At 55.5% G+C, this 26,003-nt stretch carries 22 protein-coding genes; 16 read left to right on the top strand and 6 right to left on the bottom strand.

Annotated elements, in window-relative coordinates:
- The first annotated feature begins 496 nt into the window (after positions 1–496).
- Both ppc and H511_RS0100920 read left to right on the top strand, forming a co-directional pair.
- A complete protein-coding gene (ppc, locus tag H511_RS0100925; protein ID WP_027250622.1) occupies positions 497–3,130 on the top strand; it encodes a phosphoenolpyruvate carboxylase in 2,634 nt (877 codons plus the stop codon).
- Positions 3,131–3,495: 365 nt separating this feature from the next.
- Entirely contained in the window at positions 3,496–4,068 is a 573-nt protein-coding gene (locus tag H511_RS0100920) for a PadR family transcriptional regulator (RefSeq protein ID WP_027250621.1), read from the top strand.
- Between the two features lie 133 nt (positions 4,069–4,201).
- Here the strand turns inward: H511_RS0100920 and metF are convergent, their stop codons facing one another.
- The 3 genes from metF to H511_RS0100905 all read right to left on the bottom strand — a co-directional run bounded on the left by metF (position 4,202) and on the right by H511_RS0100905 (position 8,963).
- A complete protein-coding gene (metF, locus tag H511_RS0100915; protein WP_027250620.1) occupies positions 4,202–5,104 on the bottom strand; it encodes a methylenetetrahydrofolate reductase in 903 nt (300 codons plus the stop codon).
- 281 nt (positions 5,105–5,385) lie between these two features.
- Positions 5,386–7,791 (bottom strand): bifunctional aspartate kinase/homoserine dehydrogenase II, encoded by a 2,406-nt coding sequence (locus tag H511_RS0100910; RefSeq protein WP_027250619.1) that lies wholly within the window; start codon positions 7,789–7,791, stop codon positions 5,386–5,388.
- Entirely contained in the window at positions 7,788–8,963 is a 1,176-nt protein-coding gene (locus H511_RS0100905; RefSeq protein ID WP_027250618.1) for an O-succinylhomoserine (thiol)-lyase, read from the bottom strand. The genes H511_RS0100910 and H511_RS0100905 overlap by 4 nt, the downstream gene beginning before the upstream one ends.
- 188 nt (positions 8,964–9,151) lie before the next feature.
- On the opposite strand from H511_RS0100905, the gene metJ reads away from it, so the two are divergent.
- The gene (gene metJ / locus H511_RS0100900) at positions 9,152–9,469 is read left to right on the top strand and encodes a met regulon transcriptional regulator MetJ (RefSeq protein WP_027250617.1); all 318 of its coding nucleotides are present in this window, start codon (positions 9,152–9,154) and stop codon (positions 9,467–9,469) included.
- A 77-nt stretch (positions 9,470–9,546) separates the two neighbouring features.
- Here metJ and H511_RS0100895 read toward each other — a convergent pair whose 3' ends face one another.
- Entirely contained in the window at positions 9,547–10,794 is a 1,248-nt protein-coding gene (locus tag H511_RS0100895) for a malic enzyme-like NAD(P)-binding protein (RefSeq protein ID WP_027250616.1), read from the bottom strand.
- A gap of 261 nt (positions 10,795–11,055) precedes the next feature.
- Positions 11,056–11,268, bottom strand: a complete 213-nt coding sequence (gene rpmE / locus H511_RS0100890; RefSeq protein ID WP_027250615.1) for a 50S ribosomal protein L31 — start codon at positions 11,266–11,268, stop codon at positions 11,056–11,058.
- A gap of 229 nt (positions 11,269–11,497) precedes the next feature.
- Between rpmE and priA the strand changes: the two genes are divergently transcribed.
- The 7 genes from priA to rraA all read left to right on the top strand — a co-directional run bounded on the left by priA (position 11,498) and on the right by rraA (position 19,442).
- Positions 11,498–13,696, top strand: a complete 2,199-nt coding sequence (gene priA / locus H511_RS0100885; protein WP_027250614.1) for a primosomal protein N' — start codon at positions 11,498–11,500, stop codon at positions 13,694–13,696.
- Between the two features lie 177 nt (positions 13,697–13,873).
- The gene (cytR, locus tag H511_RS0100880; protein WP_027250613.1) at positions 13,874–14,887 is read left to right on the top strand and encodes a DNA-binding transcriptional regulator CytR; all 1,014 of its coding nucleotides are present in this window, start codon (positions 13,874–13,876) and stop codon (positions 14,885–14,887) included.
- 161 nt (positions 14,888–15,048) lie between these two features.
- Positions 15,049–15,693 (top strand): SPOR domain-containing protein, encoded by a 645-nt coding sequence (locus H511_RS0100875; RefSeq protein WP_027250612.1) that lies wholly within the window; start codon positions 15,049–15,051, stop codon positions 15,691–15,693.
- Between the two features lie 199 nt (positions 15,694–15,892).
- Positions 15,893–16,420, top strand: coding sequence for an ATP-dependent protease subunit HslV (gene hslV, locus H511_RS0100865; protein ID WP_027250611.1), 528 nt, complete (start codon positions 15,893–15,895; stop codon positions 16,418–16,420).
- Between the two features lie 9 nt (positions 16,421–16,429).
- Entirely contained in the window at positions 16,430–17,761 is a 1,332-nt protein-coding gene (gene hslU / locus H511_RS0100860; RefSeq protein ID WP_027250610.1) for an HslU--HslV peptidase ATPase subunit, read from the top strand.
- 168 nt (positions 17,762–17,929) lie between these two features.
- Positions 17,930–18,838, top strand: coding sequence for a 1,4-dihydroxy-2-naphthoate polyprenyltransferase (locus H511_RS0100855; RefSeq protein ID WP_027250609.1), 909 nt, complete (start codon positions 17,930–17,932; stop codon positions 18,836–18,838).
- A gap of 118 nt (positions 18,839–18,956) precedes the next feature.
- Entirely contained in the window at positions 18,957–19,442 is a 486-nt protein-coding gene (rraA, locus tag H511_RS0100850) for a ribonuclease E activity regulator RraA (RefSeq protein ID WP_027250608.1), read from the top strand.
- An 82-nt stretch (positions 19,443–19,524) separates the two neighbouring features.
- On the opposite strand, the gene zapB is transcribed toward rraA, so the two are convergent.
- Positions 19,525–19,767: a cell division protein ZapB gene (gene zapB / locus H511_RS0100840; RefSeq protein WP_027250607.1), complete on the bottom strand. Its 243-nt coding sequence runs from the start codon at positions 19,765–19,767 to the stop codon at positions 19,525–19,527.
- 477 nt (positions 19,768–20,244) lie between these two features.
- Here zapB and H511_RS0100835 point away from each other — a divergent pair, with 477 nt between their 5' ends.
- The 6 genes from H511_RS0100835 (at position 20,245) to H511_RS0100810 (ending at position 25,904) form a co-directional block, all read left to right on the top strand.
- A complete protein-coding gene (locus H511_RS0100835; protein ID WP_027250606.1) occupies positions 20,245–21,096 on the top strand; it encodes an MIP/aquaporin family protein in 852 nt (283 codons plus the stop codon).
- Positions 21,097–21,141: 45 nt separating this feature from the next.
- Positions 21,142–22,659 carry a glycerol kinase GlpK gene (glpK, locus tag H511_RS0100830; RefSeq protein ID WP_027250605.1) on the top strand — a complete coding sequence of 506 codons (1,518 nt, stop codon included), beginning with the start codon at positions 21,142–21,144 and terminating at the stop codon, positions 22,657–22,659.
- A 201-nt stretch (positions 22,660–22,860) separates the two neighbouring features.
- Positions 22,861–23,868 carry a class II fructose-bisphosphatase gene (glpX, locus tag H511_RS0100825; protein ID WP_027250604.1) on the top strand — a complete coding sequence of 336 codons (1,008 nt, stop codon included), beginning with the start codon at positions 22,861–22,863 and terminating at the stop codon, positions 23,866–23,868.
- 166 nt (positions 23,869–24,034) lie between these two features.
- Positions 24,035–24,652 (top strand): helix-turn-helix transcriptional regulator, encoded by a 618-nt coding sequence (locus tag H511_RS0100820; protein ID WP_027250603.1) that lies wholly within the window; start codon positions 24,035–24,037, stop codon positions 24,650–24,652.
- A gap of 43 nt (positions 24,653–24,695) precedes the next feature.
- Complete coding sequence (locus H511_RS0100815; RefSeq protein ID WP_027250602.1) at positions 24,696–25,439, top strand: ferredoxin--NADP reductase; 744 nt, start codon at positions 24,696–24,698, stop codon at positions 25,437–25,439.
- 153 nt (positions 25,440–25,592) lie between these two features.
- A complete protein-coding gene (locus H511_RS0100810; protein ID WP_027250601.1) occupies positions 25,593–25,904 on the top strand; it encodes a DUF3135 domain-containing protein in 312 nt (103 codons plus the stop codon).
- The last annotated feature ends 99 nt before the right edge of the window (positions 25,905–26,003 follow it).

Genomic DNA, 26,003 nt, shown 5'->3' with positions numbered 1-26,003 from the left:
TGTGGCGCCGGGCAGGCGCAATAGAAAGGTGCCAGTGGCACCAGGCGATAGAGACTTAGCGTCGTCGGAAGGAATACTGCTTGTAATTCATCGCCTGGTTCATACTACTACTGATGGCCTCTGGTCATTGAGATAAAAGCGTTGTTAGCCGTGATTCTCTGCCGGGAAAGGTTCGAGCAAACCCCAAAACCGCAAAGAATATTTTTATTCACTTAATGTGAATTTTTATATTTACCTTTTCCTGCCTTTTGTGTCAAGAGAAGCAGAAGAAAAAATGCCTTTCCTGACGCGGAGCCAGTGTTAAAGCGCACGCTAAAACGGTAAAGGTAAAGAAAGTAAATTACAGGAATGAGACACACAGCGGCCTTATGCAGGAGAAACTGGCGGGATTTTGGTCTAAAAAGGGTGCACTTATTGACCTTTCGCCCCAATGAAGGCTAGATTGTTGGCTACGCCTTGGCGATTGGATGTAACAAAATTACGATATGGATGCGATATGAACGAAAAGTACAGTGCGTTAAAAAGCAATGTCAGTATGCTTGGTCACTTGCTGGGTAATACAATCAAGGACGCCCATGGCAGCGAACTGCTGGAGAAAGTAGAAACCATTCGGAAACTGTCTAAATCGGCCTGCGCCGGCAACAGCGATGACCGGGAAAAGCTGATCACAGAGTTGCAGAACCTGCCGGACGATCAGTTGCTGCCTGTAACTCATGCGTTCAGTCAGTTCCTTAACCTGACCAACATCGCCGAGCAGTACCACACTATCTCTCGCCATTGCGAGGAGCTGGTGTGTAATCCGGATGAAATGGATTCGCTGTTCGCCAAGCTGAAAGACGAAAAGATCAGCGAGCTCGACTCGTTGCAAGCAGTCCGCGATTTGAATATCGAACTGGTGCTGACAGCCCACCCGACCGAAATTGCGCGTCGCACCATGATTCACAAGCTGGTGCAAATCAACAAATGCCTGTCCAAACTCGAGCTGAGCGAGCTGTCCCACAGTGAGCGTCAGAAAGCCGAGCGCCGCCTGGAGCAACTGATCGCTCAGGCCTGGCATTCCGATGTGATCCGTAAACAACGCCCCAGCCCGCTTGACGAAGCCAAGTGGGGATTTGCCGTGGTGGAAAATTCACTGTGGCAGGCAGTACCGGAATTTCTGCGTCAGTTTGATGAGAAACTGCACCAGCACCTGGGCGAGAGCCTGCCGCTGGACGCAGCACCGGTCAAATTCTCGTCCTGGATGGGCGGCGACCGTGACGGTAACCCGTTTGTGACAGCCGAAATTACCCGCGAAGTCTTGTTGCTGTCGCGCTGGAAAGCGGCCGACCTGTATCTCAATGATATCCAGGAGCTGGTCAGCGAACTCTCTATGGTCGAGTGCAACAGCGAAGTGCGCGAACTGGCCAATGGTGCCCACGAACCGTATCGTGAAATCATCAAAGGCCTGCGGACTTTACTGACTCAGACCCGCGATGTGCTGGATGCTCAGATCAAAGGCAGCGACAGTGTGCCGAAAGTGGCGATCCTGGAAGACATAGATCAGCTGTGGCAACCGCTGCATGCCTGTTACCGCTCACTGCATGAGTGTGGCATGTCTATCATTGCCGACGGCTTGCTGCTGGATACCCTGCGTCGCATTCAGTGTTTCGGCGTCCACCTGGTGCGCCTGGACATACGTCAGGAAAGCACACGCCATTCGAATGCCATTTCTGAACTGACCCGCTATCTGGGGCTGGGCGACTACGATCAGTGGAGCGAGCAGGACAAAGTCGCCTTCCTGGTGCGCGAGCTGGCGTCAAATCGTCCTCTGCTGCCCCGTAACTGGCAGCCATCGGAAGCGGTACAGGAAGTGCTGGATACCTGCCGTGTAGTGGCTGAGCAGCCGCGTCAGGCGCTGGGAGCCTATGTGATTTCCATGGCCCGTACCGCCTCGGATGTGCTGGCGGTCCATTTGCTGCTCAAAGAGTCCGGCTGCACCTTCCGTCTGGATGTCTGCCCGCTGTTTGAAACCCTGGACGACCTCAATAACGCAGAGGCGGTGATCACCCAGCTGATGAACATCGACTGGTATCGCGGTTTCATCCAGAACCATCAGATGGTGATGATCGGCTACTCTGACTCCGCCAAAGATGCCGGTGTCACCGCGGCTGGCTGGGCGCAGTACCGCGCCATGGAAGCCCTGGTCAATGTGTGCGATGAGGCCGGCGTTGAGCTGACCCTGTTCCACGGCCGTGGCGGCAGTATTGGCCGTGGCGGTGCACCTGCGCACGCCGCCCTGCTGTCTCAGCCACCGCGCAGCCTCAAAGGTGGCTTACGTGTGACCGAACAAGGCGAGATGATCCGCTTTAAGCTGGGTCTGCCTGATGTGGCCGTCAACAGCCTGAACCTGTACGCCAGTGCCATTCTGGAAGCCAACCTACTGCCGCCGCCGGCGCCTAAGCAGCAATGGCGTGATGTGATGGACGTGCTGTCAGAGGTTTCCTGCGAAGCCTATCGCTCGGTGGTCCGCGGCCATGACTCCTTCGTGCCTTATTTCCGTGCAGCAACGCCAGAAATGGAGCTGGGCAAACTGCCACTGGGTTCACGCCCGTCCAAACGTAACCCTCAGGGTGGCGTAGAAAGCTTGCGTGCTATCCCGTGGATTTTCGCCTGGAGTCAGAACCGTCTGCTGCTGCCCGCCTGGCTGGGTGCCGGTAAAGCGATTCAGCATGTCATCGATCAGGGCCATTCTGAGCTGCTGGAAGAAATGTGCCGTGAATGGCCATTCTTCTCAACACGACTAGGTATGCTGGAAATGGTGTACAGCAAAACCAATATCCAGATTGCCGAATACTATGATCAGCGGCTGACCGATAAGAGTTTATGGCCGCTGGGACAGGAACTTCGCGATCAGCTGCAACGCGATATCAAGGTGGTGCTCAACGTAGAAAACAGCGACCACCTGATGGAGCAGGATCCCTGGGGGGCAGAATCTATCCGGCTGCGCAATGTGTATGTTGAGCCACTTAACATGCTGCAGGCGGAATTACTGCACCGTACCCGCCAGCTTGAGAGCGAGTCGCCGATTCTGGAAGAAGCCCTGATGGTCACCATTGCCGGTATTGCCGCCGGAATGCGCAATACGGGTTAATTTTTCGCCTCTTCGCAACATCAAACAGGTCACCGGCAGGTGGCCTGTTTTTTTGTTCACAATTTAGACAGCATGAGTTTTTTCATTTCAGCTAAGGTCTATATGAGTGCTGTGAATCACTTTGATTGAAACTTTGTGCACTGCGCGCAGTCTACATAATTGGACGAACGTCACAAGATAAGTAATTGCTCACTGTTCATCATAGAATATTTATGCTTCCAGTGGTTGCAGAGAATAAATTGATGATATCCTATGTGATCTCGACCGGGCACTGCAACAAGACGATTATAAAAACGCCTGAGAGCGGAAGGGTAACGTTACGCCTGGTCGGTTTATTTTTTGTAGTATTTTAACGGATAGAAGAGATGTCACTACCACACGTCATATTGACCGTGCTGAGTTCGCGCGACGCGACCGGCTACGACATAACAAAAGAGTTTTCTCACAGTATCGGCTATTTCTGGAAAGCCAGTCATCAGCAGGTTTACCGTGAGCTAAACAAAATGGCCACCAACAACCAGGTTACCTGCAAACTGGAACCTCAGGAAGGCAAGCCGGATCGCAAGGTCTACTCTATCACTGAACTGGGCCGTCAGGCGCTGTTTGAGTGGTTCCAGGAGCCAGCCCGCAATCCGACCATTCGTGATGAATTCTCCGCCAAGCTACTGGTTTGCGGTGTTCACAACTCGCTGCCGATGCAGCGCCAGCTGGAAGCACTGATCGAGGAATCACACACCCTGATGAACCATTACCACGAGCTGGAAAAAGTCCATTTCGCCAATTACAAGGAAATGGATCGTCAGTCGCGTCTTGACCGCCTGACACTGCGTCGCGGTATCCATAACCGACAGGCCTGGATTGACTGGGCAGAAGAAGTACTGGTGGAACTGCAAGATATCGACAGCGCCGACAGCAATGTCGCCATGGCTGCTGAGTAACCCTGCAACCCCCGATGTACAGGCATCAGTGACCTGCGGCTCCTCAGCCACTCAGGGGCCGGTTCGTCACGTACCAGCCAGATACAAAAAAAGCCGCAATGCGGCTTTTTCTTTTTCCTGTCCGATACCGCCATCAGGCAATGGCTTCAGCTTCAGCACGCACACCTAAGGTGTGGCAAATCGCATAAGTCAGCTCAGCACGGTTGAGGGTGTAAAAGTGGAAATCTTTGACTCCCTCGCGGCTCAGTACCCGCACCATGTCAATTGCGTTACTGGCCCCGACCATCTGACGGCTCAGTAAATCGTCATCCAGCCCCTGATATTGTTTCTCCAACCAGTTCGGGATTTTCACATTATTGGCCTGCGCGAAGCGCTTGGCCTGCTTCATGTTCACCACAGGCAGGATACCCGGGACGATTTCAACATCAATACCGGCGGCAACGCAGCGGTCGCGAAAACGCAGGTAGCTTTCGACATCAAAAAAGAACTGAGTGATTGCACGGCTGGCACCGGCATCGACTTTACGCTTGAGGTTAATCAGGTCGGCCTGGGCACTTTTCGCTTCCGGATGCACTTCAGGATAAGCCGCCACAGAAATATCAAAATCCGCTTCCGCACGCAGCAGCTCGACCAGATCGACCGCATACATGTCCGGCTTACCGCCCTGCGGCGGCAAATCGCCCCGCAGCGCCACGATATTGCGGATCCCGCTTTTCCAGTAATCACGGGCAATGGCACGCAGTTCATCACGCGTAGCATCGATACAGGTCAGGTGAGGCGCGGCCAGCAGACCGGTCTGCTCTTTGATGTCTTTGATGATCGAGTGGGTACGGTCACGCTCGCCTGAGTTGGCGCCGTAAGTCACAGACACGAATTTCGGCTTCAGTGTCTTCAGACGATGGATGGATGACCAGAGGGTTTCTTCCATCGCAGGCGAACTTGGCGGAAAGAATTCAAATGATACATTGATGGCACCGTTCAGATCGGCGATGTTTTGATTTAACGCATCCAAGTGACTGGCGTAAGAATAACCCATAATTGAAACCTTCCTGCTGCTGGCCTGCGGCCTTCCCTCTGAACCCTGACGCCAAACAACCATTTAGACGTCTATATGTCCACAGAATGTCTTGTAACCAAATTAATGTCAACCGCATGAACATGAATTTTTCTCAACATCAAGATCCACTTTATTCAAGTCCAGCGTTTTACTGTGTCGATTGCCCGCCAGGCAGCACCAATGCTGGGAAAAAACAGAATCAAGAAACAAAAAGGGCAGCTCAGGGCTACCCTTTGGATCTATCTCATAACGGGAAAATCTTACAAAAGCCGCGCCAGCCGGTTCAAATCCGACAGTAACGCCCCTGCCGTGACGTCCCGGCCCGCACCAGGGCCACGGATAACCAGCGGATTGTCCCGGTACCAGCGGCTTTCAATCGCAAAGATGTTGTCGCACGGCAGCAGGTTCGCCAGCGCATGCTCAGGCTCCAGCGCTTCCAGGCCCACCACGGCGTGACCGTTTTTGTCCAGCCGCGCGATATAGCGCAGCACTTTCCCCTCCCGCTGCGCTTTGCTCAGGCGTGCCTGCAAACGCTCATCAAGCACATCACTGTGCTCAAAAAAAGCGTCCAGGCTCAGAGCTGCCAGCTCTTCGGGCACCAATGACTCGACTTTGACCTGCTCAGGCTCCAGTGCCAGTCCGGATTCCCGCGCTAGAATCACCAGCTTTCGCATTACATCGCTGCCGTCCAGATCGTGGCGCGGATCCGGCTCCGTCAGCCCCTGCTGCCAGGCCTGTTCAAGCAACTGACTGAAAGGCAGGCTGCCGTCGAACTGCTGGAACAGCCAGGACAGAGTGCCCGAGAAAATGCCGGATACGGCAATAATCGTATCCCCGCTGTCGCGCAAATCTTTGACCGTATGGTTGACCGGCAATCCGGCGCCCACAGTGGCGTTATACAGCCAGTGGCGGCTGCTTTTCTCGAACGCATCCACCACAGCGCGGTAGACTTTACCTTTTGCAGAGCCGGCGACTTTATTGGCCGAGATCAGATGCAAGCCGTGGCTGGCAAATTCCGGGTAACGCTCAGACAGCGCTTTACTGGCGGTGACATCCAGTACCACCAGCTCATCATAGTCATGCTGTCCCAGAGCCGGCAGCCAGTCCGTGCCGTCTGTGGCTTCATCATCAAACCGGGTCAGTGCCTGAAGCGGCTCAATGCCCTGCAGATCCAGCCAGTAGCGCCGGCTGTCGGCCACCCCTATCAGGGTAAAGCTCATGCCGTAACGTTTTTCCAGCGCCACCTTTTCTTCTTCCAGCAACTCCAGCCAGCGGCTGCCGATATTGCCCTTGCCGCACAAGAGCAGACCGATACGCTTTTGCGCCTGGAACAAATGTTGATGGATCAGCTGGACCAGGGCCTGGGTATCGGCCTGACGCAGTACCGCCACCAGGCTCAGCCCGGATTCGGCTTCGGCAATAAACTCGACCGGCTGGCCTTTTAATTGCTGCTGGAAGCCATGGCAGTGCACCGGGTTGATCACCACCCCGGCCCCCACCGCGGCCACCATAGTAAAACCGTCGCGCAAACGGATCTCGGCCGGTAAACCGCTGTCCTGCAGCAGTGCCAGCACCCCGTTGGCCACTTCGGCGGTATACGCCAGCAGAATCTGTCCTTTGTCGGTTTCCACCGCTTGCGCCAGCGGGATCACTTGTGCTTTCGGCAGCAAAGTCGCCAGCTCGCGCTCCACCTGCTCCAGTGTCTGGGCACGTGAGACAGACAGCTCCAGCAGACAGACCTCATCCAGCGAGGTAATGATTTTGGCACCGCGACCGGATGCCAGTACCCGTTCCACACGGGTCGAGCCAGATTCCGGCTGCAGGCTGCAGCGCAGCGTCAGATCAATGGCACTCTGAGCCACAGGCTGCAGGGTGCGGCTGTGCAGCACAGGCGCCGCCAGACGGGCCAGCTCGTCGGCCTCATCCAGACGCAGCAAAGGCAACAGACAAGCATCACTGACCAGCCGGGGATCTGCACTGTAGACACCGGCGACATCACTCCAGATGGTCACCCGGCTGACACCGGCCAGCGCGCCGATCACAGTGGCGGAATAATCCGAGCCATTGCGGCCCAGCAGCACGGTTTCACCGGCTTGATTGCTGGCCATAAAACCTGTGATCACCATGCGATGGCCACTGTGCTGCGCCAGTTCATTTTGCAGCAACGGCAGTGAACGGCCGCGGTCAACTTCCGGCTGGGCGGCGCGCTCGGCACGCAGGAAGCGCCGCGAGTCCAGCGCCCGTGCCGCCATGCCTTTGTGGGTCAGCAGTGCGGCCAGCAACCGGGAAGACCAGAGTTCACCGTGTCCGAGTACCCAGGCTTGTCTGGCCGGGGTGATGTCACTGTCGGTGAGCTGTCCCAGCTCGCTGAATTCCAGGTGCAGCGAGGTTAACAGCTCATCTGCCACGGTTTCTTCCAGCAGCTCTTCGATGAGATGCTGCTGGAAGGTGCGCAAATCCTGCAGGCTTTCATGCGCCAGCCGGCCGTCTTTACTCAGTAAAGACAGCCACTGAATCAGGCGGTTGGTAGTTTTGCCGGCCGCCGAGACCACCACCAGATCCTCGGCGCTGGAGTATTGCGCCAGGATATGGGCGACATTACGGTAACAGCTGGCATCCGCTAAACTGCTGCCGCCAAATTTGTGCAGCTGACGTTTCAGGGTCATTCACTGGCCTCCGCCGCTTTCGCTTTGGCAAAAGCCTGAGCCAGATCGGCAATCAAATCATCGGCATCTTCCAGGCCCACAGACAAACGCAGCAGCGACGGCAGGATACCTGCCTCGCGCTGTGCCTCATCCGACATGGCACGGTGGGTCATGCTAGCAGGGTGCGCAATCAGGCTTTCCGTGCCGCCCAGTGACTCAGCCAGAGAGAAATCGTTTAAAGCCGCCACAAAGACTTCCAGTTGCTGCATGCTGCCGGCCAGCTCAAAACTCAGCATGGAGCCAAAGCCTTTTTGCTGCCGGGCCGCAATCTCATGGCCCGGGTGATCAGCCAGGCTGGGGTGATAGATCTTGCCTACCAGCGGCTGGGTTTGCAGATAGGCCAGCAGCCGGGCAGAATTTTCTTCATGGACACGCATACGCGCCATCAGAGTCCGCACACCGCGCAGAGTCAGGTAAGCATCAAAGGGGGCACCGGTGGCGCCGATACAGTTGGCCCACCAAGACAAGTTCTCGGCGTGCTCGCTGTCTTTGGCAATCAGCACCCCGCCAACCACATCGGAATGGCCATTGATATATTTGGTGGTGGAATGCACCACGAAGTCTGCGCCCAGGGCGATCGGCTGCTGCAGCGCCGGTGACAGGAAAGTGTTGTCCACCGCCACCAGCGCTCCTGCATCGTGCGCCTGCTGGCACAGCTGCTCGACGTCGACCACCCGCAACAGCGGGTTGGACGGCGTTTCGACCCACACCAGTTTCGGCTTTTTCGCTAATGCCTCTGCCAGCGCCTGAGGGTTGCCCTGATCGACAAAAAGCACCTTAAAGTCACCTTTGCCGGCACGGGTATTGAACAAGCGGTAGGTGCCGCCGTAGCAGTCATGGGGAGCCACAACCAGATCATCCGGCCCCAGTTGCGCCGTGGCCAGCAGGTTAATCGCCGCTGTACCGCAGCTGGTCACCACACCGCCTGCCCCGCCTTCCAGCTCTGCCAGGGTGTCTGCCAGTAAATTACGGGTCGGATTTCCCGAGCGGGAATAATCGTACTGAGGTAAAGTCCCTAATTCAGGGAAGCCATAGGTTGAGGTCAAGTAAATAGGTGGCACCACTGCACGAAATTGCTGATCGGTTTCAATGCCGCTGCGAACAGCGATAGTAGCTGTTTTCTTGTCACTCATGTAATTTGCTTCCTTGTTTCCGGGACCAGGCCAGAGGCCGACGAGAGTAAGATGCCTCAACCTTAGCGAGATTTAAAAAAGACGTCAACACTTCTAGACGTCTATATGTCTTTGCTTGTGGCAGTAAATGCCGCTAAAATTCCCCCCATACAATATTTCAAAACCCTATATCGCTGAGAAGGTAAACAATGGCAAAGTGGAACGGTGAGTACATCAGCCCTTATGCGGAACATGGCAAGAAAAATGAGCAGGTCAAGAAAATCACTGTCTCTATCCCATTAAAGGTGTTGAAAATCCTCACAGATGAACGCACCCGCCGTCAGGTAAACAACCTTCGCCACGCCACCAACAGTGAACTGCTGTGCGAGGCATTCCTGCATGCTTACACCGGCCAGCCACTGCCAACGGATGAAGATATCCGTAAAGATCGCCCTGACGATTTACCGGCAGAAGCCAAGGCCATCATGGACAGCCTGGGTATTGAGTACGAAGACATCAACGAATAATCAACATAACGCCCTGAGATAAAAAAAAACCAGCCATATGGCTGGTTTTTTCAATCAGAAGCACACACTGTGTGTCATTACACTTCCATGTAACCCACAGGCATCTCGATACGGGCAACGCCGGATTCCACCGCCGCGACCGCGACCGCTTTGGCAACCCGTGGCAACAAACGCGGATCCATAGGTTTAGGAATAATATAGTCCGGACCGAACTCCAGCTTATCCACCCCTGCGGCTTTCGCCACTTCTACCGGCACCGGTTCTTTGGCCAGTTCGCGGATAGCGTTGACCGCTGCCAGTTTCATCTCATCGTTAATCTCGCTGGCACGCACATCCAACGCACCACGGAAAATAAACGGGAAACAAATAACGTTGTTCACCTGGTTCGGATAATCCGAACGGCCGGTTCCCATGATCAGATCATTGCGAACCGCATGAGCCAGCTCAGGTTTAATTTCCGGATCCGGGTTTGAGCAGGCAAACACGATCGGCTTGTCGGCCATCAGCTTGAGCGACTCAGGCGCCAGCAGATCCGGGCCGGAGACACCGACAAAGATATCCGCCCCTTCGATAACATCTTCCAGGGTGCGCTTGTCAGTGTTGTTAGCAAACAGCTGCTTATACTCGTTGATATCATCACGACGGGTGTGAATCACCCCTTTGCGATCCAGCATGTAAATTTTTTCACGCTGGGCGCCGCATTTGATCAACAGCTCCATACAGGCGACGGCCGCTGCGCCGGCACCCAGGCAGATGATCACAGCTTCTTTGATATCTTTGCCCTGCAGCTCCAGTGCGTTCAGCATACCGGCTGCCGTTACGATCGCCGTACCGTGCTGGTCATCATGGAACACAGGCACCTGGCAGCGCTCGATCAGGCGCTTTTCAATCTCAAAACAATCGGGGGCTTTGATATCTTCCAGGTTAATACCGCCAAAGGTATCGGCGATATTGGCCACAGTATCAACGAACTCGTCGATAGTGCGGTGTTTCACTTCGATATCAATTGAATCCAGGCCAGCGAAACGCTTGAACAGCAGAGCCTTGCCTTCCATGACCGGCTTGGAAGCCAGCGGCCCCAGGTTACCCAAGCCAAGAATGGCCGTACCATTGGTAATCACAGCAACCATGTTGCCTTTACCCGTGTACTTATACACATTCTCTGCATTCTGGGCGATTTCCCGTACCGGTTCAGCCACACCAGGGCTGTAGGCCAGAGCGAGATCTTCTACTGTATTGGCAGGCTTGCTTAGTTCAACCGAAATTTTCCCGGGGACAGGGTAAGCATGATAGTGAAGTGCTTGTTGACGAAAATCTTCAGACATAATTATTAGAATCCTGAATGGATGGATGTTCTGTTCGGTTCGGTATTGAACAATCAATCATATTCGATAGCAGCACAAAATCCTAGTTCGTACAAGCTGGTAATACCAAGGCAGTGACCATCACAGGCCAGAAGATATGCGGGGGGATAACAGGGGTGAATCAATGACAACAAATAAATCAGTCATTACAGGCAGGAAGCAGCAGCCAATAGCAAAAAGGGACGCCTGAGCGTCCCTTTTTTCGACAGTGTCTTAACGCAATTACTTGCTAGACAGAGCGCCGAAACGCTTGTTGAATTTGTCGATACGGCCACCGGTGCTCACTTGACGCTGCTTACCAGTGTAGAATGGGTGACATTTGTCACACACATCCAGGTTGATGTCTTTTTTCATCGTTGAATTAAAGACAAATGCGTTGCCGCAAGAACATTTTGCGTTTACAGCTGTGTATTCTGGGTGGATACCTTGTTTCATGGGAAACCTCTAAGCTAAGGCCGTGTCGCTCTCCCGATCCAAAGCCGGGCACCACACGTGGTTAATAAATACTGCCAGGCCAACGGCGCTGGACAAATAGGCGGCGTATGATAATCAATCAGCCGACACAGATCAACCAGCAATCGCAGTGTCGTCTTGCTTTGCCTCACCCCTTGTGCAAGGTACACTGCCCTCTACCTGTAAGTATAAGTGATATCAGCCAATACCCATGACTGCCACCATCGCCAGGGTTGCCCTGCCCGTTCCGCTGGACAAAAGCTTCGACTACCTGATCCCATCAGGCCAACGGCCTGTGGTCGGTGGCCGGGTAAGGGTGCCATTTGGCCGTCAGCAGCTCACCGGAATAGTGATTGCCCTGACCGGGCAGTCCGATTTTCCTCTTGATCAGCTCAAGCCCCTCAAGGCGGTTCTCGACAGCGAACCGCTGTGGCAGCCGCCATTGTTTCAGTTACTGGAGTGGACCAGCCGCTACTACCAGTACCCGCTGGGCGATACGCTGGCCAATGCCCTGCCATCGGCCTTACGTAAAGGCAGACCGGCCAATGCCGAGATTCGTTACTGGCAATTGACAGAAAAAGGGCAGGAACAACCTCTGGCGGCGCTCAAACGGGCACCGCGGCAGGCAAAAGTGCTGACGCTGCTGCGCCACGGCGCGCTCAGTCACGATGCCTTACTCGATCAGGAGGTGAACAGCGCCACCCTGAAAACGCTGGCAGAAAAAGGCTGGGTCGAGCATTTTCACACCACAGCGCACAGCGGCCACTGGCCAGCGGATTTCGCTGTCACCGAAGAAAAGCCCCGCCTCAACGAGGAGCAGGCGCTGGCGATTGCCAGCGTCAATGCCAACCCGGGTTATGCCTGTTATTTACTGGAAGGTGTAACGGGGTCAGGCAAGACCGAAGTCTATCTCAACCTGATTGAGCCGGTGCTGGCCGCCGGCAAGCAAGCCCTGGTGCTGGTACCGGAAATTGGTCTGACCCCGCAGACCATCAACCGTTTCCAGCGCCGCTTCAACGTGCCGCTGTTCACCATTCATTCCGGTCTGAATGATACCGAGCGCCTCAGCGCCTGGCTGGCCGGGCGCGACAATCAGGCCGGCATCATTATCGGTACCCGCTCTGCCCTGTTCACCCCCTTTGCCGATCTCGGCATCATTATTGTCGATGAAGAGCATGACTCATCCTATAAGCAGCAGGACAGCCTGCGCTATCACGCCAGGGACATGGCCGTACTGCGGGCCAGCAAAGAAAACATTCCGATTGTGCTCGGTTCAGCCACGCCGGCACTGGAAACCCTGCACAATGCCAGAACCGGCAAATACCACCACCTGCACCTGACCCGCCGCGCCGGTAACGCTCAGGCCGCCCGTCACGGGGTGCTGGACATGAAGGGACTCCATCTCGAGGCGGGACTGTCCGCCCCGCTGATTGCCCGTATGCGTCAGCACCTGAGCGCCGGCAATCAGGTGATACTGTTTCTCAACCGCCGCGGGTTCGCGCCGGCGCTGATGTGCCACGAATGCGGCTGGCTGGCGGAGTGTAAGCGATGCGATGCCTATTACACCTACCATCAGCACTCCGGCGAGCTGCGCTGCCACCATTGCCAGACCCAGCGCCCGGTCATGCCGCAGTGCCAGCAATGCGGTTCGACCCAGCTCCAGACGGTCGGGGTCGGCACCGAGCAGCTTGAACACCAGCTCGCCAGCTTGTTCCCTGAGTTCCGCACCGTGCGTATTGACCGCGACAGCACCCGCCGCAAAGGCAGCCTGGACAATTACCTTGAAGCGGTCAGGAACAAGGAGTACCAGATCCTGATCGGTACCCAGATGCTGGCCAAAGGCCACCACTTTCCCGATGTGACCCTGGTGGCGCTGGTCGATGTCGACAGCGCCCTGTTCAGCAATGACTTTCGTGCAGCGGAGCGGCTGGCACAGCTGTTCATCCAGGTCGCCGGCCGCGCAGGCCGCGCCAGCAAACCGGGCGAAGTACTGCTGCAGACCCACCATCCGGAACACAGTCTGCTTCAGGCCCTGCTCTACAAAGGCTACGACCACTTTGCCGCCCAGGCGCTGACAGAGCGCCATCAGGCCATGCTGCCGCCTTTTACCTACCTGGCTCTGTTCCGGGCCGAAGCGGCGCAAAGTGAGCTGACCGAGCAGTTTCTCCATCAGGTGCGCGGCATTCTGGAAGCCAGTCCGCTGTTTGAGTCCCACACTCTGGTACTGGGGCCCAATCCGGCGCCCCTCTCCCGCCGCGCCGGCCGCTATCGGTGGCAGTTACTGCTGCAGGCGCCCGACCGGAAAACCCTGCAAACTCTGCTGTCTGTGGCGCGTCCTGCCATTAATTTGCTGCCATTGGCACGGAAAGTGCGCTGGTCGCTGGACGTTGAACCTCAGGATTTAAGCTGAAGATAAGACAATTAATGCGATTTGGATCACAAGCCCAATGTAATTTATGCTATTTGGCACATGTTTAAACCCGCATAAAGCGCCTACAATAACAGGCTTGTTGGACCAGGTTTCTGCACCGATTTGGTTGCGATCCTCCAGCATTATTGAGAGAAATGTCTTAGAGAGGAACTATTTATGGCGACAATGAAGGATGTTGCCCAGCTAGCCGGAGTCTCTACCGCGACCGTGTCGCGCGCGCTGATGAACCCGGAAAAAGTGTCAGCCTCGACCCGTAAAAAAGTCGAACAGGCTGTCATGGATGCTGGCTATTCCCCCAACTCCCTGGCTCGTAACCTTAGGCGCAATGAATCCAAAACCATTGTCGCTATCGTCCCTGACATCTGCGATCCCTATTTCACGGAAATTATCCGGGGCATCGAAGAAGCGGCGATGGAATATGGCTATCTGGTGCTGCTGGGCGACAGCGGCCAGCAGAAAAGCCGGGAGAACTCATTCGTGAATCTGGTGTTCACCAAGCAGGCGGACGGCATGTTACTGCTGGGCACGGATTTACCCTTTGATATCAGCAAACCGGAGCAGAAAAACCTGCCTCCTATGGTAATGGCCTGTGAGTTTGCCCCTGAGCTGGAGCTGCCGACTGTCCACATTGATAACCTGACCGCCGCGTTTGAAGCCGTGAACTACCTGACCCAGATGGGTCACAAGCACATAGCCCAGATCACAGGTCCCGACAGCGCCATGCTCTGCCAGTTCCGCTCCCAGGGTTATCAGCAGGCCCTGCGCCGCGCCGGCACAGAACTGAATCCGGCCTACACGGTAAAAAGTGACTTCACCTTTGCCGGTGGTGCCCGCGCCGTGACCACTCTGTTATCACTGCCAGAGCCGCCGACCGCCCTGTTGTGCCATAACGACGTCATGGCCATCGGCGCCATGCAGCAAGCCAAGCGGCTCGGGATCAATGTCCCTCAGGATCTGTCTATCGTCGGGTTTGATGATATTCAGTTCGCCGAATACTGCGATCCACCGCTGACCACAGTGTCGCAGCCCCGCTATGAAATTGGCCGTCAGTCGATGCTGATGCTGCTGGACATCTTACAAGGTAAGGACATCGCTGCCGGTTCGCGCCTGCTGGATGCCAAACTGGTTATCCGGGAAAGTGCCGCGCCACCGCCAGGCAATCCGCAATAGCCAGCGCGAGCTGAGCTGAAAAAATCATCACTTTGAGCAAAAGGTCACAGAATGATCGGGAAGCTCTGCCTCTTCGGCAGGTACAGGCTTCCCGACACTAGCCAGTGTGGGCACTTCTTTGTACCATGTCTGACCATTAGTCCAGCAATCATCAAAACATTGTGGCAACCAAAGATTACGTCAAGCGCGGCCGGGCCGCGAAAAAGCCCGCCAGAAGAACGCCTTCCCGCAGCAGCAAACCCAATGGCCAGTTCCCGGTAAAATGGGCACTGATCGCCCTGTGCCTGGTGATTGCCCTCGGCTACGGCTTATATTTTCTGTCTTCGTCACCCAAGCCTGCGGCAACCCCGGCTAAGCCGGCGCCGGTCACAGTCAAAGACAAAACGCCGCCGGCACCCGCCGCCAAACCCAAGCAGGAAACCAGCACCAAAGTCGACACCAAGCCTGTGACGGCACCGAAGCAACAGGAAAAATTACCGCCTAAACCGGCAGAAAAATGGCGCTACATCGAAGAGCTGGAAAATAAAGAAGTGCAGGTGGAAGCGAAAAAAGTGCCGGATAAGCCGGGTCGCCCTTATCTGATGCAGTGCGGTGCTTACCGCTCGCCTGGTCAGGCGGAAGAGCGCAAAGCCATGATTGCTTTTCAGGGGCTCACCAGCCAGATCAAAGTGTCTCAGGGTGAAAAAGGCAGCTGGTATCGCGTGGTACTCGGCCCGTACCCGCAGAAACGCAAAGCCGAAAGTGATCGCAATATGCTGCGACGGGCCGGGATTGAACCTTGCGCCATCTGGTACTGGGACGCCTGAGTCGTTTGCTGACCTGATAACGGCTAACTACACTGATCAAGGATGCTGAAGCAGACAAAACACTGCCAAGGCATCCTTTTTTTATGGCCTTCACCGCGCAGATTATTTTGTTTGCCTTGAAATCGGACAGCGCCATCCCCAGATCTGCGGCTATACCCATACCGGCCCACGAGCCGGACTGATGCTAAGAGGTAATACCGTGACAACCATAGTCTCTGTACGTCGCAATGGAAAAGTCGTCATCGCCGGTGATGGCCAGGTCTCACTGGGCAATACCGTCATGAAGGGCAATGCCCGCAAAGTCCGCCGTTTATACAACAATCAGGTACTGGCAGGATTCGCCGGCGGTACCGCCGATGCCTTCACTCTGTTCGAGCGCTTCGAACGCAAGCTGGAAATGCACCAGGGGCACCTGATGAAAGCCGCGGTCGAGCTGGCAAAAGACTGGCGAACCGACCGCAGCCTGCGCCGCCTGGAAGCCTTGCTGGCCGTTGCGGATGCCACCGCCTCGCTGATCATCACAGGTAACGGTGATGTGGTTCAGCCGGAAAACGACCTGATTGCCATCGGCTCAGGCGGTAATTTTGCGTTATCCGCAGCCCGGGCGCTGCTGGAAAACACCGAGCTGGATGCTCGCACCATAGCTGAGAAGTCGCTGACCATTGCTGGTGATATCTGCGTTTACACCAATGACTTCCAGACTGTTGAAGAACTCGATACCCAGTAAGGATTCCCCATGTCTGAAATGACTCCCCGCGAAATTGTTCATGAACTGAACCGCCATATTATCGGCCAGGACAAGGCCAAGCGTGCCGTGGCTATCGCGCTGCGTAACCGCTGGCGTCGCATGCAGCTGCCGGAAGAGCTGCGCGTTGAAGTGACCCCGAAAAATATCCTGATGATAGGGCCGACCGGTGTCGGTAAAACCGAGATCGCCCGCCGTCTGGCCAAACTGGCCAACGCCCCTTTCATCAAAGTGGAAGCCACCAAATTCACCGAAGTCGGTTATGTCGGCAAAGAAGTGGAAACCATTATCCGCGATCTGACTGACGTTGCGGTCAAAATGACCCATCAGCAGGCCACCGAGAAAGTCCGCTTCCGCGCTGAAGAGCTGGCCGAAGACCGCATCCTGGATGTACTGCTCCCGCCACCGCGTGATGCCTGGGGCAAGAACGAAGAAAGCGACACCAATTCAGCCACCCGTCAGTCATTTCGCAAAAAGCTGCGCGAAGGCAAGCTGGATGACAAGGAAATCGAAATTGACGTGGCCGCGCCGCAAATGGGCGTTGAGATCATGGCTCCTCCGGGCATGGAAGAAATGACCAATCAGCTGCAGGGCATGTTCCAGAATCTGGCGGGCAACACCACCAAAAAGCGCAAGATAAAAATCAAAGATGCGCTCAAAGCGGTGACCGAAGATGAGGCCGCCAAGCTGGTCAATCAGGAAGAGCTGAAAGAGCAGGCTATCCACGCGGTCGAGAACAACGGTATCGTCTTCATTGATGAAATCGACAAAATCTGTAAGCGTGGCGAAAGCTCAGGCCCGGATGTGTCCCGCGAAGGGGTTCAGCGTGACCTGCTGCCGCTGGTGGAAGGCTCGACGGTCTCGACCAAGCATGGCATGGTCAGAACCGATCATATCCTGTTCATCGCATCCGGCGCCTTCCAGGTGGCACGTCCGTCTGATCTGATCCCTGAGCTGCAGGGCCGTCTGCCAATCCGGGTTGAACTCGAAGCCCTGACCAGCGAAGACTTCAAGCGTATCCTGACCGAGCCGAACGCGTCACTGACCGAGCAGTACCGCGCCCTGATGGCCACGGAAAATGTCACCATCAGCTTTACCGAAGATGGCATTGCCCAGATTGCCGATGCGGCCTGGCAGGTCAACGAGCGCACCGAAAATATCGGTGCCCGCCGTCTGCACACTGTGCTGGAGCGCCTGATGGAAGAGCTGTCTTATGATGCCTCCGAACAGGGCGGTAAAGAGCAGATCATCGACAAAGCCTATGTGCATGCCCATCTGGGCGAGCTGGTGGAAGACGAAGATCTCAGCCGCTTTATCTTGTAACCCGACCTGTCACTAGAGTGGTTAGCCTAACCATTCGGTGAACTGTCTCCAGCGGGATGCCTGATTATCGACAGGCATCCCGTTTTTTATCTTCTTGTTGCGCCAGAACAACATTCTTTTCTGTAATCGGGCCATACTCACACCCTATGCTGTCTTTACCTTGGGATCATGGCTTTGTCCTCTCTTTCCGTCTGGCTGGATGCGACCCGGCCCAAAACCCTGCTGCTGGCCGTGGCCGCTTTGCTGTGCGGTAACAGCCTGGCTGCTGCCCAGGGGCACTTTTCACCGGCGGTCGCCCTGCTGGCACTGCTGACGGCGTTGCTGCTCCAGATACTGTCTAACCTCGCCAACGATTATGGCGACGTGCGTAAAGGCACGGATAACCGCCACCGGCTGGGGCCGCAGCGCGGGCTGCAGCAGGGCCGGATTTCCCTCACCGCCATGCGTGCAGCCATAGGCGTGACCCTGACGCTGACCACCCTGAGCGGCATCGCCCTGCTCTGGCTGGCCCGGCCGTCCCTCACCGTCTTGCTCAGCTTTATGGCCCTGGGCGTCGTCTCTGTGCTGGCGGCACTGGCCTACACCTTAGGTGCAAAACCTTATGGTTATCGCGGACTGGGCGATCCTGCGGTGCTGATCTTCTTTGGCTGGGTTGCCGTCGGCGGCAGCTATTACCTGCAGAGCCATCAATTTCAATGGGCCATCTTACTGCCGGCGACGGCCAGCGGACTGCTGGCGGTCGGGGTGCTGAACCTCAACAACCTGCGGGATATCGATAACGACAGGGCCTGCGGGAAACTCACCCTGGCGGCAAGACTCGGCCCGACAACCGGCCGCTGGTATCACCTGCTGCTCATGGTTGCCAGCCTGCTCGGCTTTACGGCCTATGCCCTGCTGACGGCCCGTTCGGCGTGGGGCTGGTTATTTCTGCTGGCCGCCCCTTGGTTGCTGGCACATGCCGCTAACGTGCTGGCCGCGCAAAAAGCGCAGTCATTGGCTCCTATGCTGGCCTTACTGGCTAAAATAGCACTGATGACTAACCTGCTGTTTGCCATCGGATTGCTGGCAGACCGCTAAAGCATGGCGTCGAGATTGCAATGCAGCCTGAGCTGGTTATACTTTCAGCAAGTTAGTGAATAGGCGCTTTCTGCTTCCTGTCCTGCTTACATATTACTGCCAATAAAGAAGCGAGCTTATGGAATACAATACCTCTGAACTCTGTGATATTTATCTCGACCTGGTTGATGTGGTTGAGCCAATGTTCAGCTCTTACGGTGGCCGAAGCTCATTCGGAGGCCAGATCACCACAGTAAAATGCTTTGAAGACAATGGTCTGCTTCAGACTGTGCTGGCAGAACCGGGTGCCGGGCGAGTCCTGTTAATTGATGGTGGCGGTTCGCTTCGTCGCGCACTGATTGATGCCGAACTGGCGCAATTGGCGGTACAGAATGAGTGGGAAGGGATCATCGTGTATGGCTGTGTGCGCCATGTCGATGAATTAGATGAGCTGGATATCGGCATTCAGGCCATGGCGTCCATTCCAGTCGGTGCTGACAAGCAAGGGACGGGCGAAGTCGATGTTGCTGTGAATTTCGGCGGAGTCACTTTCCTGCCGGAAGATCATCTCTATGCCGACAATACCGGGGTGATTCTGTCGCCGGAACCGCTGGATATCGACTGAGATCACACAGACTCTCTGAGCATCTGAAAGAAAAACAGAGCCAACCGGCTCTGCTTTTTCTTGCCGATGGCGGCAGTGGACATTACTCCACTGTCTCCATTTTACCCAGCAGCGTACGGACACGCTCCTGCCACGCCTGATGATCATTGCGCAGCTTCTCGTTATCCTGAGCCAGCGACTCACGATCGGCACGCAGTTCCTGAGCAAGGTTTACCAGGTTATCGTTCTTCTCTTTCAGTTCTTCCACTTCCATCTGCAGCAGGGAAATGGTGTCGACAGCCATTTGCACCTTGGCTTCCAGCTGTTCCAGCATCTCTAAAGACATAGTTTTCACCCTATCAGCACCTGCGCAAGACCGCAGCTTAAGCTACGCCTACCAGGCAAATTACAATTCCAATGTAGCCCCTATTCTAACTAGGCCTTATTCGTCTGGCATCTACTAATACCACGCTTTGTCACAATCGGATAAAAATTATCCAAACTTCCATAAAATTTTACCTTCCGAACGCCTGCGCGGACGGCCCGCCATGCTGAACTGTTAGCGAACACTCAGTTTTCGTCCGCGCGTTTTGAACCGCTGTGGCTGACATGCTAGTGTTCGCGCCTCGCAAAACAAAAATAGAGCATTAACTCTATTCCATCCTCTTTCGCTTTCCTTTCGAAATCGACCAATGAAACAAATTATATGCTCGAACGCACATTTTTGATTCACAGCCCTTTCGGTGAAATCACCATTCGAGTATTTTTTGGTCACATAACGATAACAACTCTATTACCTATCACCCGACATAAGGATTGGCACATGACAAAACGACAACCCCCTACGCTGCTCGGCGAATGCCTGGCAGAATTCATCGGCACCGGACTGCTCATCTTCTTTGGTGTGGGCTGTGTCGCCGCCCTGGTGTTAGCCGGTGCTGACTTCGGTCAGTGGGAAATCAGCATTATGTGGGGCCTTGGCGTCACCATCGCGATTTATTGCACGGCGGGTGTTTCCGGCGCGCACATCAACCCGGCCGTCACTATTGCATTAGCCCTTTTTCACGGCTTTGATAAAACCAAAGTACTCCCTTACATCCTGTCCCAGCTGGCTGGTGCCTTCTGCTCAGCCGCTCTGGTATACGGTTTGTACAGCAACCTGTTCACCGAGTTCGAAAGCGCGCAGGGCATTCTTCGCGGCAGTGCAGAAAGCCTGGCTACGGCAGGGATCTTTTCTACCTACCCGAATCCTGCCCTGTCACTGAGCGGTGCCTTTGCCGTCGAGTTTGTCATCACCGCCGTGCTGATGTTTGCCATTCTGGCCATAGGTGATGAGAAAAACGGCGCCCCCCGCGGCGCGCTGGGTCCGGTACTGATAGGTATCCTGATTGCCGTGATCGGCGGTTCACTCGGTCCGCTGACCGGTTTTGCCATGAACCCGGCCCGGGACTTCGGCCCCAAGTTTTTTGCTTACCTGGCAGGCTGGGGCGAGATGGCGCTGACTGGCGGTAAAGATATTCCTTACTTTATCATCCCTATTCTGGCGCCGATTGCCGGTGCCGGCTTCGGTGCCTGGCTGTACCCGAAAGCCATTGGCGTCTATCTGCCGGGTAACCGCTGTACCCTGCCGAACCAATGTGAATCAGACAATGAAAAAGAAGTCGCGCAAGCCTGATTGCAGCGCTATCTATAATTAATACAGAGAGAAGAGGACACTCAGATGACCACAGAACAAAAGTACATCGTCGCACTCGATCAGGGAACCACCAGTTCACGCGCCGTGATCATGGATCATGACGCCAACATAGTCTGCACTGCGCAGCGCGAATTCACTCAAATCTACCCCAAAGCGGGCTGGGTTGAGCACGACCCGATGGAAATCTGGGCCAGCCAGAGCTCCACTATGGTGGAAGCCCTGGCCAAAGCCGGTATCCGCACCGATCAGATTGCCGGTATCGGTATCACCAACCAGCGCGAAACCACCATTGTCTGGGACAAGAACACAGGCAAACCTGTCTACAACGCCATTGTCTGGCAGTGCCGCCGTACCGCCGACATCTGCCAGCAACTGAAACAACAGCCGGGTCTGGAAGACTACATCCGTGACAACACAGGCCTGGTGGTCGACCCGTATTTCTCCGGCACCAAAATCAAGTGGATTCTGGACAACGTCGAAGGCGCCCGTGAGCAGGCCGAAGCGGGTAACCTGCTGTTCGGTACCGTCGATACCTGGCTGATCTGGAAACTGACCCAGGGCCGCGTGCATGTCACCGACTACACCAACGCCTCCCGGACCATGCTGTTTAACATCAACTCGCTGCAGTGGGATGAAAAACTGCTCAAAGCCATGGATATCCCGCTGTCTATGATGCCGGAAGTGAAAGCCTCGTCCGAAATCTACGGCCAGACCAACATTGGCGGCAAAGGCGGCACCCGGGTGCCTATCGCGGGCATTGCCGGTGACCAGCAGGCCGCGCTGTTCGGTCAGATGTGTGTGGAGCCCGGTCAGGCCAAAAATACCTACGGTACCGGCTGCTTCCTGCTGATGAACACAGGCAAAGAGAAAGTGAACTCGCAGAACGGCCTGCTGACCACCCTGGCCTGCGGCCCGAAAGGCGAGCCGGCGTACGCACTGGAAGGGGCGGTCTTCATGGCCGGTGCCTCTATTCAGTGGCTGCGTGATGAGCTGAAACTGCTCGGTGATGCCAAAGATTCTGAGTACTTTGCAGAAAAAGTAGGCAGTGCCAACGGTGTGTATGTGGTACCGGCCTTCACCGGCTTAGGCGCTCCCTACTGGGACCCGTATGCGCGCGGCGCCATTGTCGGCCTGACCCGGGGCGTCAACAACAACCACCTGATCCGCGCCACACTGGAAAGCATCGCTTACCAGACCCGCGATGTCCTGGATGCCATGCAGGCCGATTCAGGGATCCATCTGGCCGCGCTGAAAGTGGACGGCGGTGCGGTGTCCAACAATTTCCTGATGCAGTTCCAGTCTGATCTGCTGAACACCGAAGTACACCGCCCTGTAGTGACTGAAGTCACCGCACTGGGCGCCGGTTATCTGGCCGGTCTGGCGGTGGGCTTCTGGGACAGCATTGATGAGCTGAAAAACAAGGCCGTACTGGACCGCTGCTTCACCCCATGCCCGGATGACAGCAAGCGCGCCCGACGCTATAAAGGCTGGAAGCGCGCCGTGGAATGCGCCAAAGGCTGGGCCATCGACGAGGACGAATAATCCCTGCCGACCAGTGTGTTTTCACGCTGAGTAGTGTAACACTGACCACAAGCCTGCCCTTAACGGCGGGCTTGTTTTTTTATCTGCCCGCTACGGCAGGAAACGCAGCGCTGGGGTCTGTGTTACAATTCGCGCAGAGAATCGACACCCTGATATTTTTTACAGACCTGATACCTTTTACTGAGTAGTTCTGGAGTTCCCATGAAACGCGATTTGGCAATGGCTTTTTCCCGTGTCACTGAAGGTGCCGCGCTGGCAGGTTATAAATGGCTCGGCCGTGGCGACAAAAATGCCGCTGACGGCGCCGCTGTCGAAGTCATGCGCACCCTGCTAAACCAAACCGAGATCACCGGTGAGATTGTCATCGGTGAAGGGGAAATTGACGATGCCCCTATGCTGTATATCGGCGAACAGGTCGGTGCTGGTGGCGATGCAGTCGATATCGCGGTCGATCCGATCGAAGGCACCCGGATGACCGCCATGGGCCAGAACAATGCGCTGGCGGTGCTGGCGGCCGGTGAAAAAGGGGCGTTTCTCAACGCACCTGACATGTACATGGAAAAGCTGGTGGTCGGCCCGCAGGCCAAGGGACAAATAGATCTCAATCTGCCGCTGGAAGACAACCTGGTCAATATCGCCGCCGCGCTGGGTAAGCCGCTGGAGAACCTGGTGGTCACCACACTGGCGAAACCGCGCCATGACGACATTATTGCCCAAATGCAGGCCATGGGCATCCGTGTCTATGCCGTGCCGGACGGTGATGTGGCCGCTTCCATTCTCACTTGCATGCCGGACAGCGAAGTCGACGTGATGTACTGCATCGGCGGCGCACCGGAAGGCGTGGTCTCGGCAGCAGCTATCCGGGCATTAGGCGGTGATATGCAGGGGCGTCTGCTGCCACGTTTTCTGGTCAAAGGCGGCAGTGATGACAACTACCGCATGGGTCAGCAGGAAATGGACCGCTGCCGCGAAATGGGCATTGAACCTAATCAGGTTCTGCTGCTGGAGCAAATGGCGAAAAGCGACAATGTGATCTTTGCCGGTACGGGCATCACCAAAGGCGATTTGCTGGACGGCATCACCCGCAATGGCAATATCGCCACCACAGAAACCCTGCTAATCCGCGGTAAATGCCGCACGATCCGCCGAATCAAATCGATTCATTATCTGGACAGAAAAGATCCTGCAATCCTGCCTCATATTCTCTGACAGCACTCTGCCTTCCCGGTGCATCACAAGTATCGGGATAACCGCCTGATCATAATAAGACTTTCACTGCTTTTTTTATCAAGCTGGGCTATGCTATTTAGTAAAGCCATTGCTTTATATACTTGGCTGGCCACATAATAGGCGCATGAATACAAGTAATACGACGATGAAAACCATAGATAAAATTCTCCACAGAATGAAGCAAGACGGCCCGGTCACTGCCAAAACCCTGTCAGAGGAGCTGAGCCTGACAACTATGGGCGTGCGCCAGCACTTGCAGGGGCTGGAGGACGACGGCCTGGTGGGGTTTGAAGACATCAAAGCCAAAGTCGGCCGGCCAACCCGCCACTGGCACCTGACGGCCAAAGGCCACGAGCAGTTTGCCGATCGTCACGGCGATCTGATCATTCAGATGCTGGATTCAGTGGAAAACCTGTTCGGCCAGCAAGGGTTGCAGAAGATTTTGCTGCAGCGCGAGGAAAGCACGCTGAACCAGTATCAGCAGGCCATTGCAAAGGCCACAGATTTAAAAGAAAAACTTCAGATTCTGACTACACTGAGGGAAAAGGAAGGATACATGGCACAGCTGGAGTCCGATGAAGACGGCTTCATTCTGATTGAGAATCATTGTCCTATCTGCCATGCCGCGAAGCGCTGCCCCTCTCTTTGCCGTTCTGAACTGGCGGTCTTCCAGCGTCTGCTGGGGGACGGTGTGACCATAGAGCGCAACGAACACATTATTGCCGGTCAGCGCCGATGCAGCTACCGCATTAATCCGTCCTGAGAATCTGACTAGGTAATTCTGACAATGTAAAAGGAGAGCAACAATGGCTGACTGGATCCCTGCCAAGGTTATCAGTAATCGTCACTGGAACAGCGAACTGTTCAGTTTAACGCTGGAGGCGAATATTGAGCCCTTTAAAGCCGGGCAATTTACTAAGCTGGCGCTGGAATGCGACGGCAAAATGATCCAACGCGCCTACTCCTTTGTTAACCCGCCCAGCAGCCATCAGATTGAAATCTACGCCACCAGAGTGGCCGACGGTTTGCTGTCCCCCCGTCTGCACGCCCTGCAAGCCGAAGACGAGGTCTTCATCACCGCCCGGGCTAACGGCTTCTTTACCTTGGATGAAGTGCCTGACGGGGATAGCCTGTGGCTGTTGTCAACCGGGACGGCTATCGGGCCTTATCTCTCCATTTTGCGTGAAGCCACTGCCTGGCAGCGGTTTCGTAAAATCGTACTGGTGCATGCCGTCCGCTTTGCTGCCGATCTCAGCTATCAGGCCGAAATCAACGCGCTCAAAGCGGCCCATCCCGAACAGCTGATCGTCCAGCCGTTTGTCAGCCGGGAGCCGGCACCGCTGGCGCTCACCGGCCGTATTCCTCAGGCCATTTCAGACGGCCTGCTTGAACGGCACGTTGGTCTGACGCTCGATCCGAAAACCGCACAACTGATGCTGTGCGGTAACCCGGCGATGGTGAAAGACACCAGGGCAGTACTGGAAACGCGCGGATTTGTGAAAAACCTGCGCCGTAAACCCGGCCAGATCACCGTCGAGCACTATTGGTAACCGGGCTGATAGCAGGCCCGAAAGCCACGGTCAGCCTTACTCTCTGTACACTCAGGTCACTTTTATTGAGCGTCTCATCAATGAGACGCTTTTTTAGTCCTCTGGCATCTAGTGTTAAGTAAGTCACAGATTTGACGCTTGGGGGAATGAGTTATGCAGACGTTACCATCCTTTGATGAACTCAAAAAACTGGCCGAAACGGCACCTGACGAGCTGGAAGCCTTGCGGCTGCGGATGAGCGAGGAAATCATTGAGAACGCCAGCCCGGCTATGCAACCACGCTTGCGCGCGCAGATGAGCCACATCAACCAGGTCATTGCACGGGGTAAAAACCCGAACCATACCAATATGCTGCTGCGGGCTGAATTACAACAACAATTACAGCGCTTTGCCCGCTCACTGACCGCGCCGGAAACCCTGACAGAGCATGAAGCGACAGTAATGCCGTTTCGCCGTCAGGCATAATGCCAGCGATACGAATCCCAGGGGCCAGCCTATAGGCTGGCCCGTTGTTGTGGTCTGAGTGAAAGACTGCAATTTCGCTGCCCGCTTCACTTTGTTATC

This window comes from Photobacterium halotolerans DSM 18316 (assembly GCF_000425165.1).
GTDB lineage: Bacteria > Pseudomonadota > Gammaproteobacteria > Enterobacterales > Vibrionaceae > Photobacterium > Photobacterium halotolerans.
This window is presented reverse-complemented; position numbering and strand designations above follow the sequence as displayed.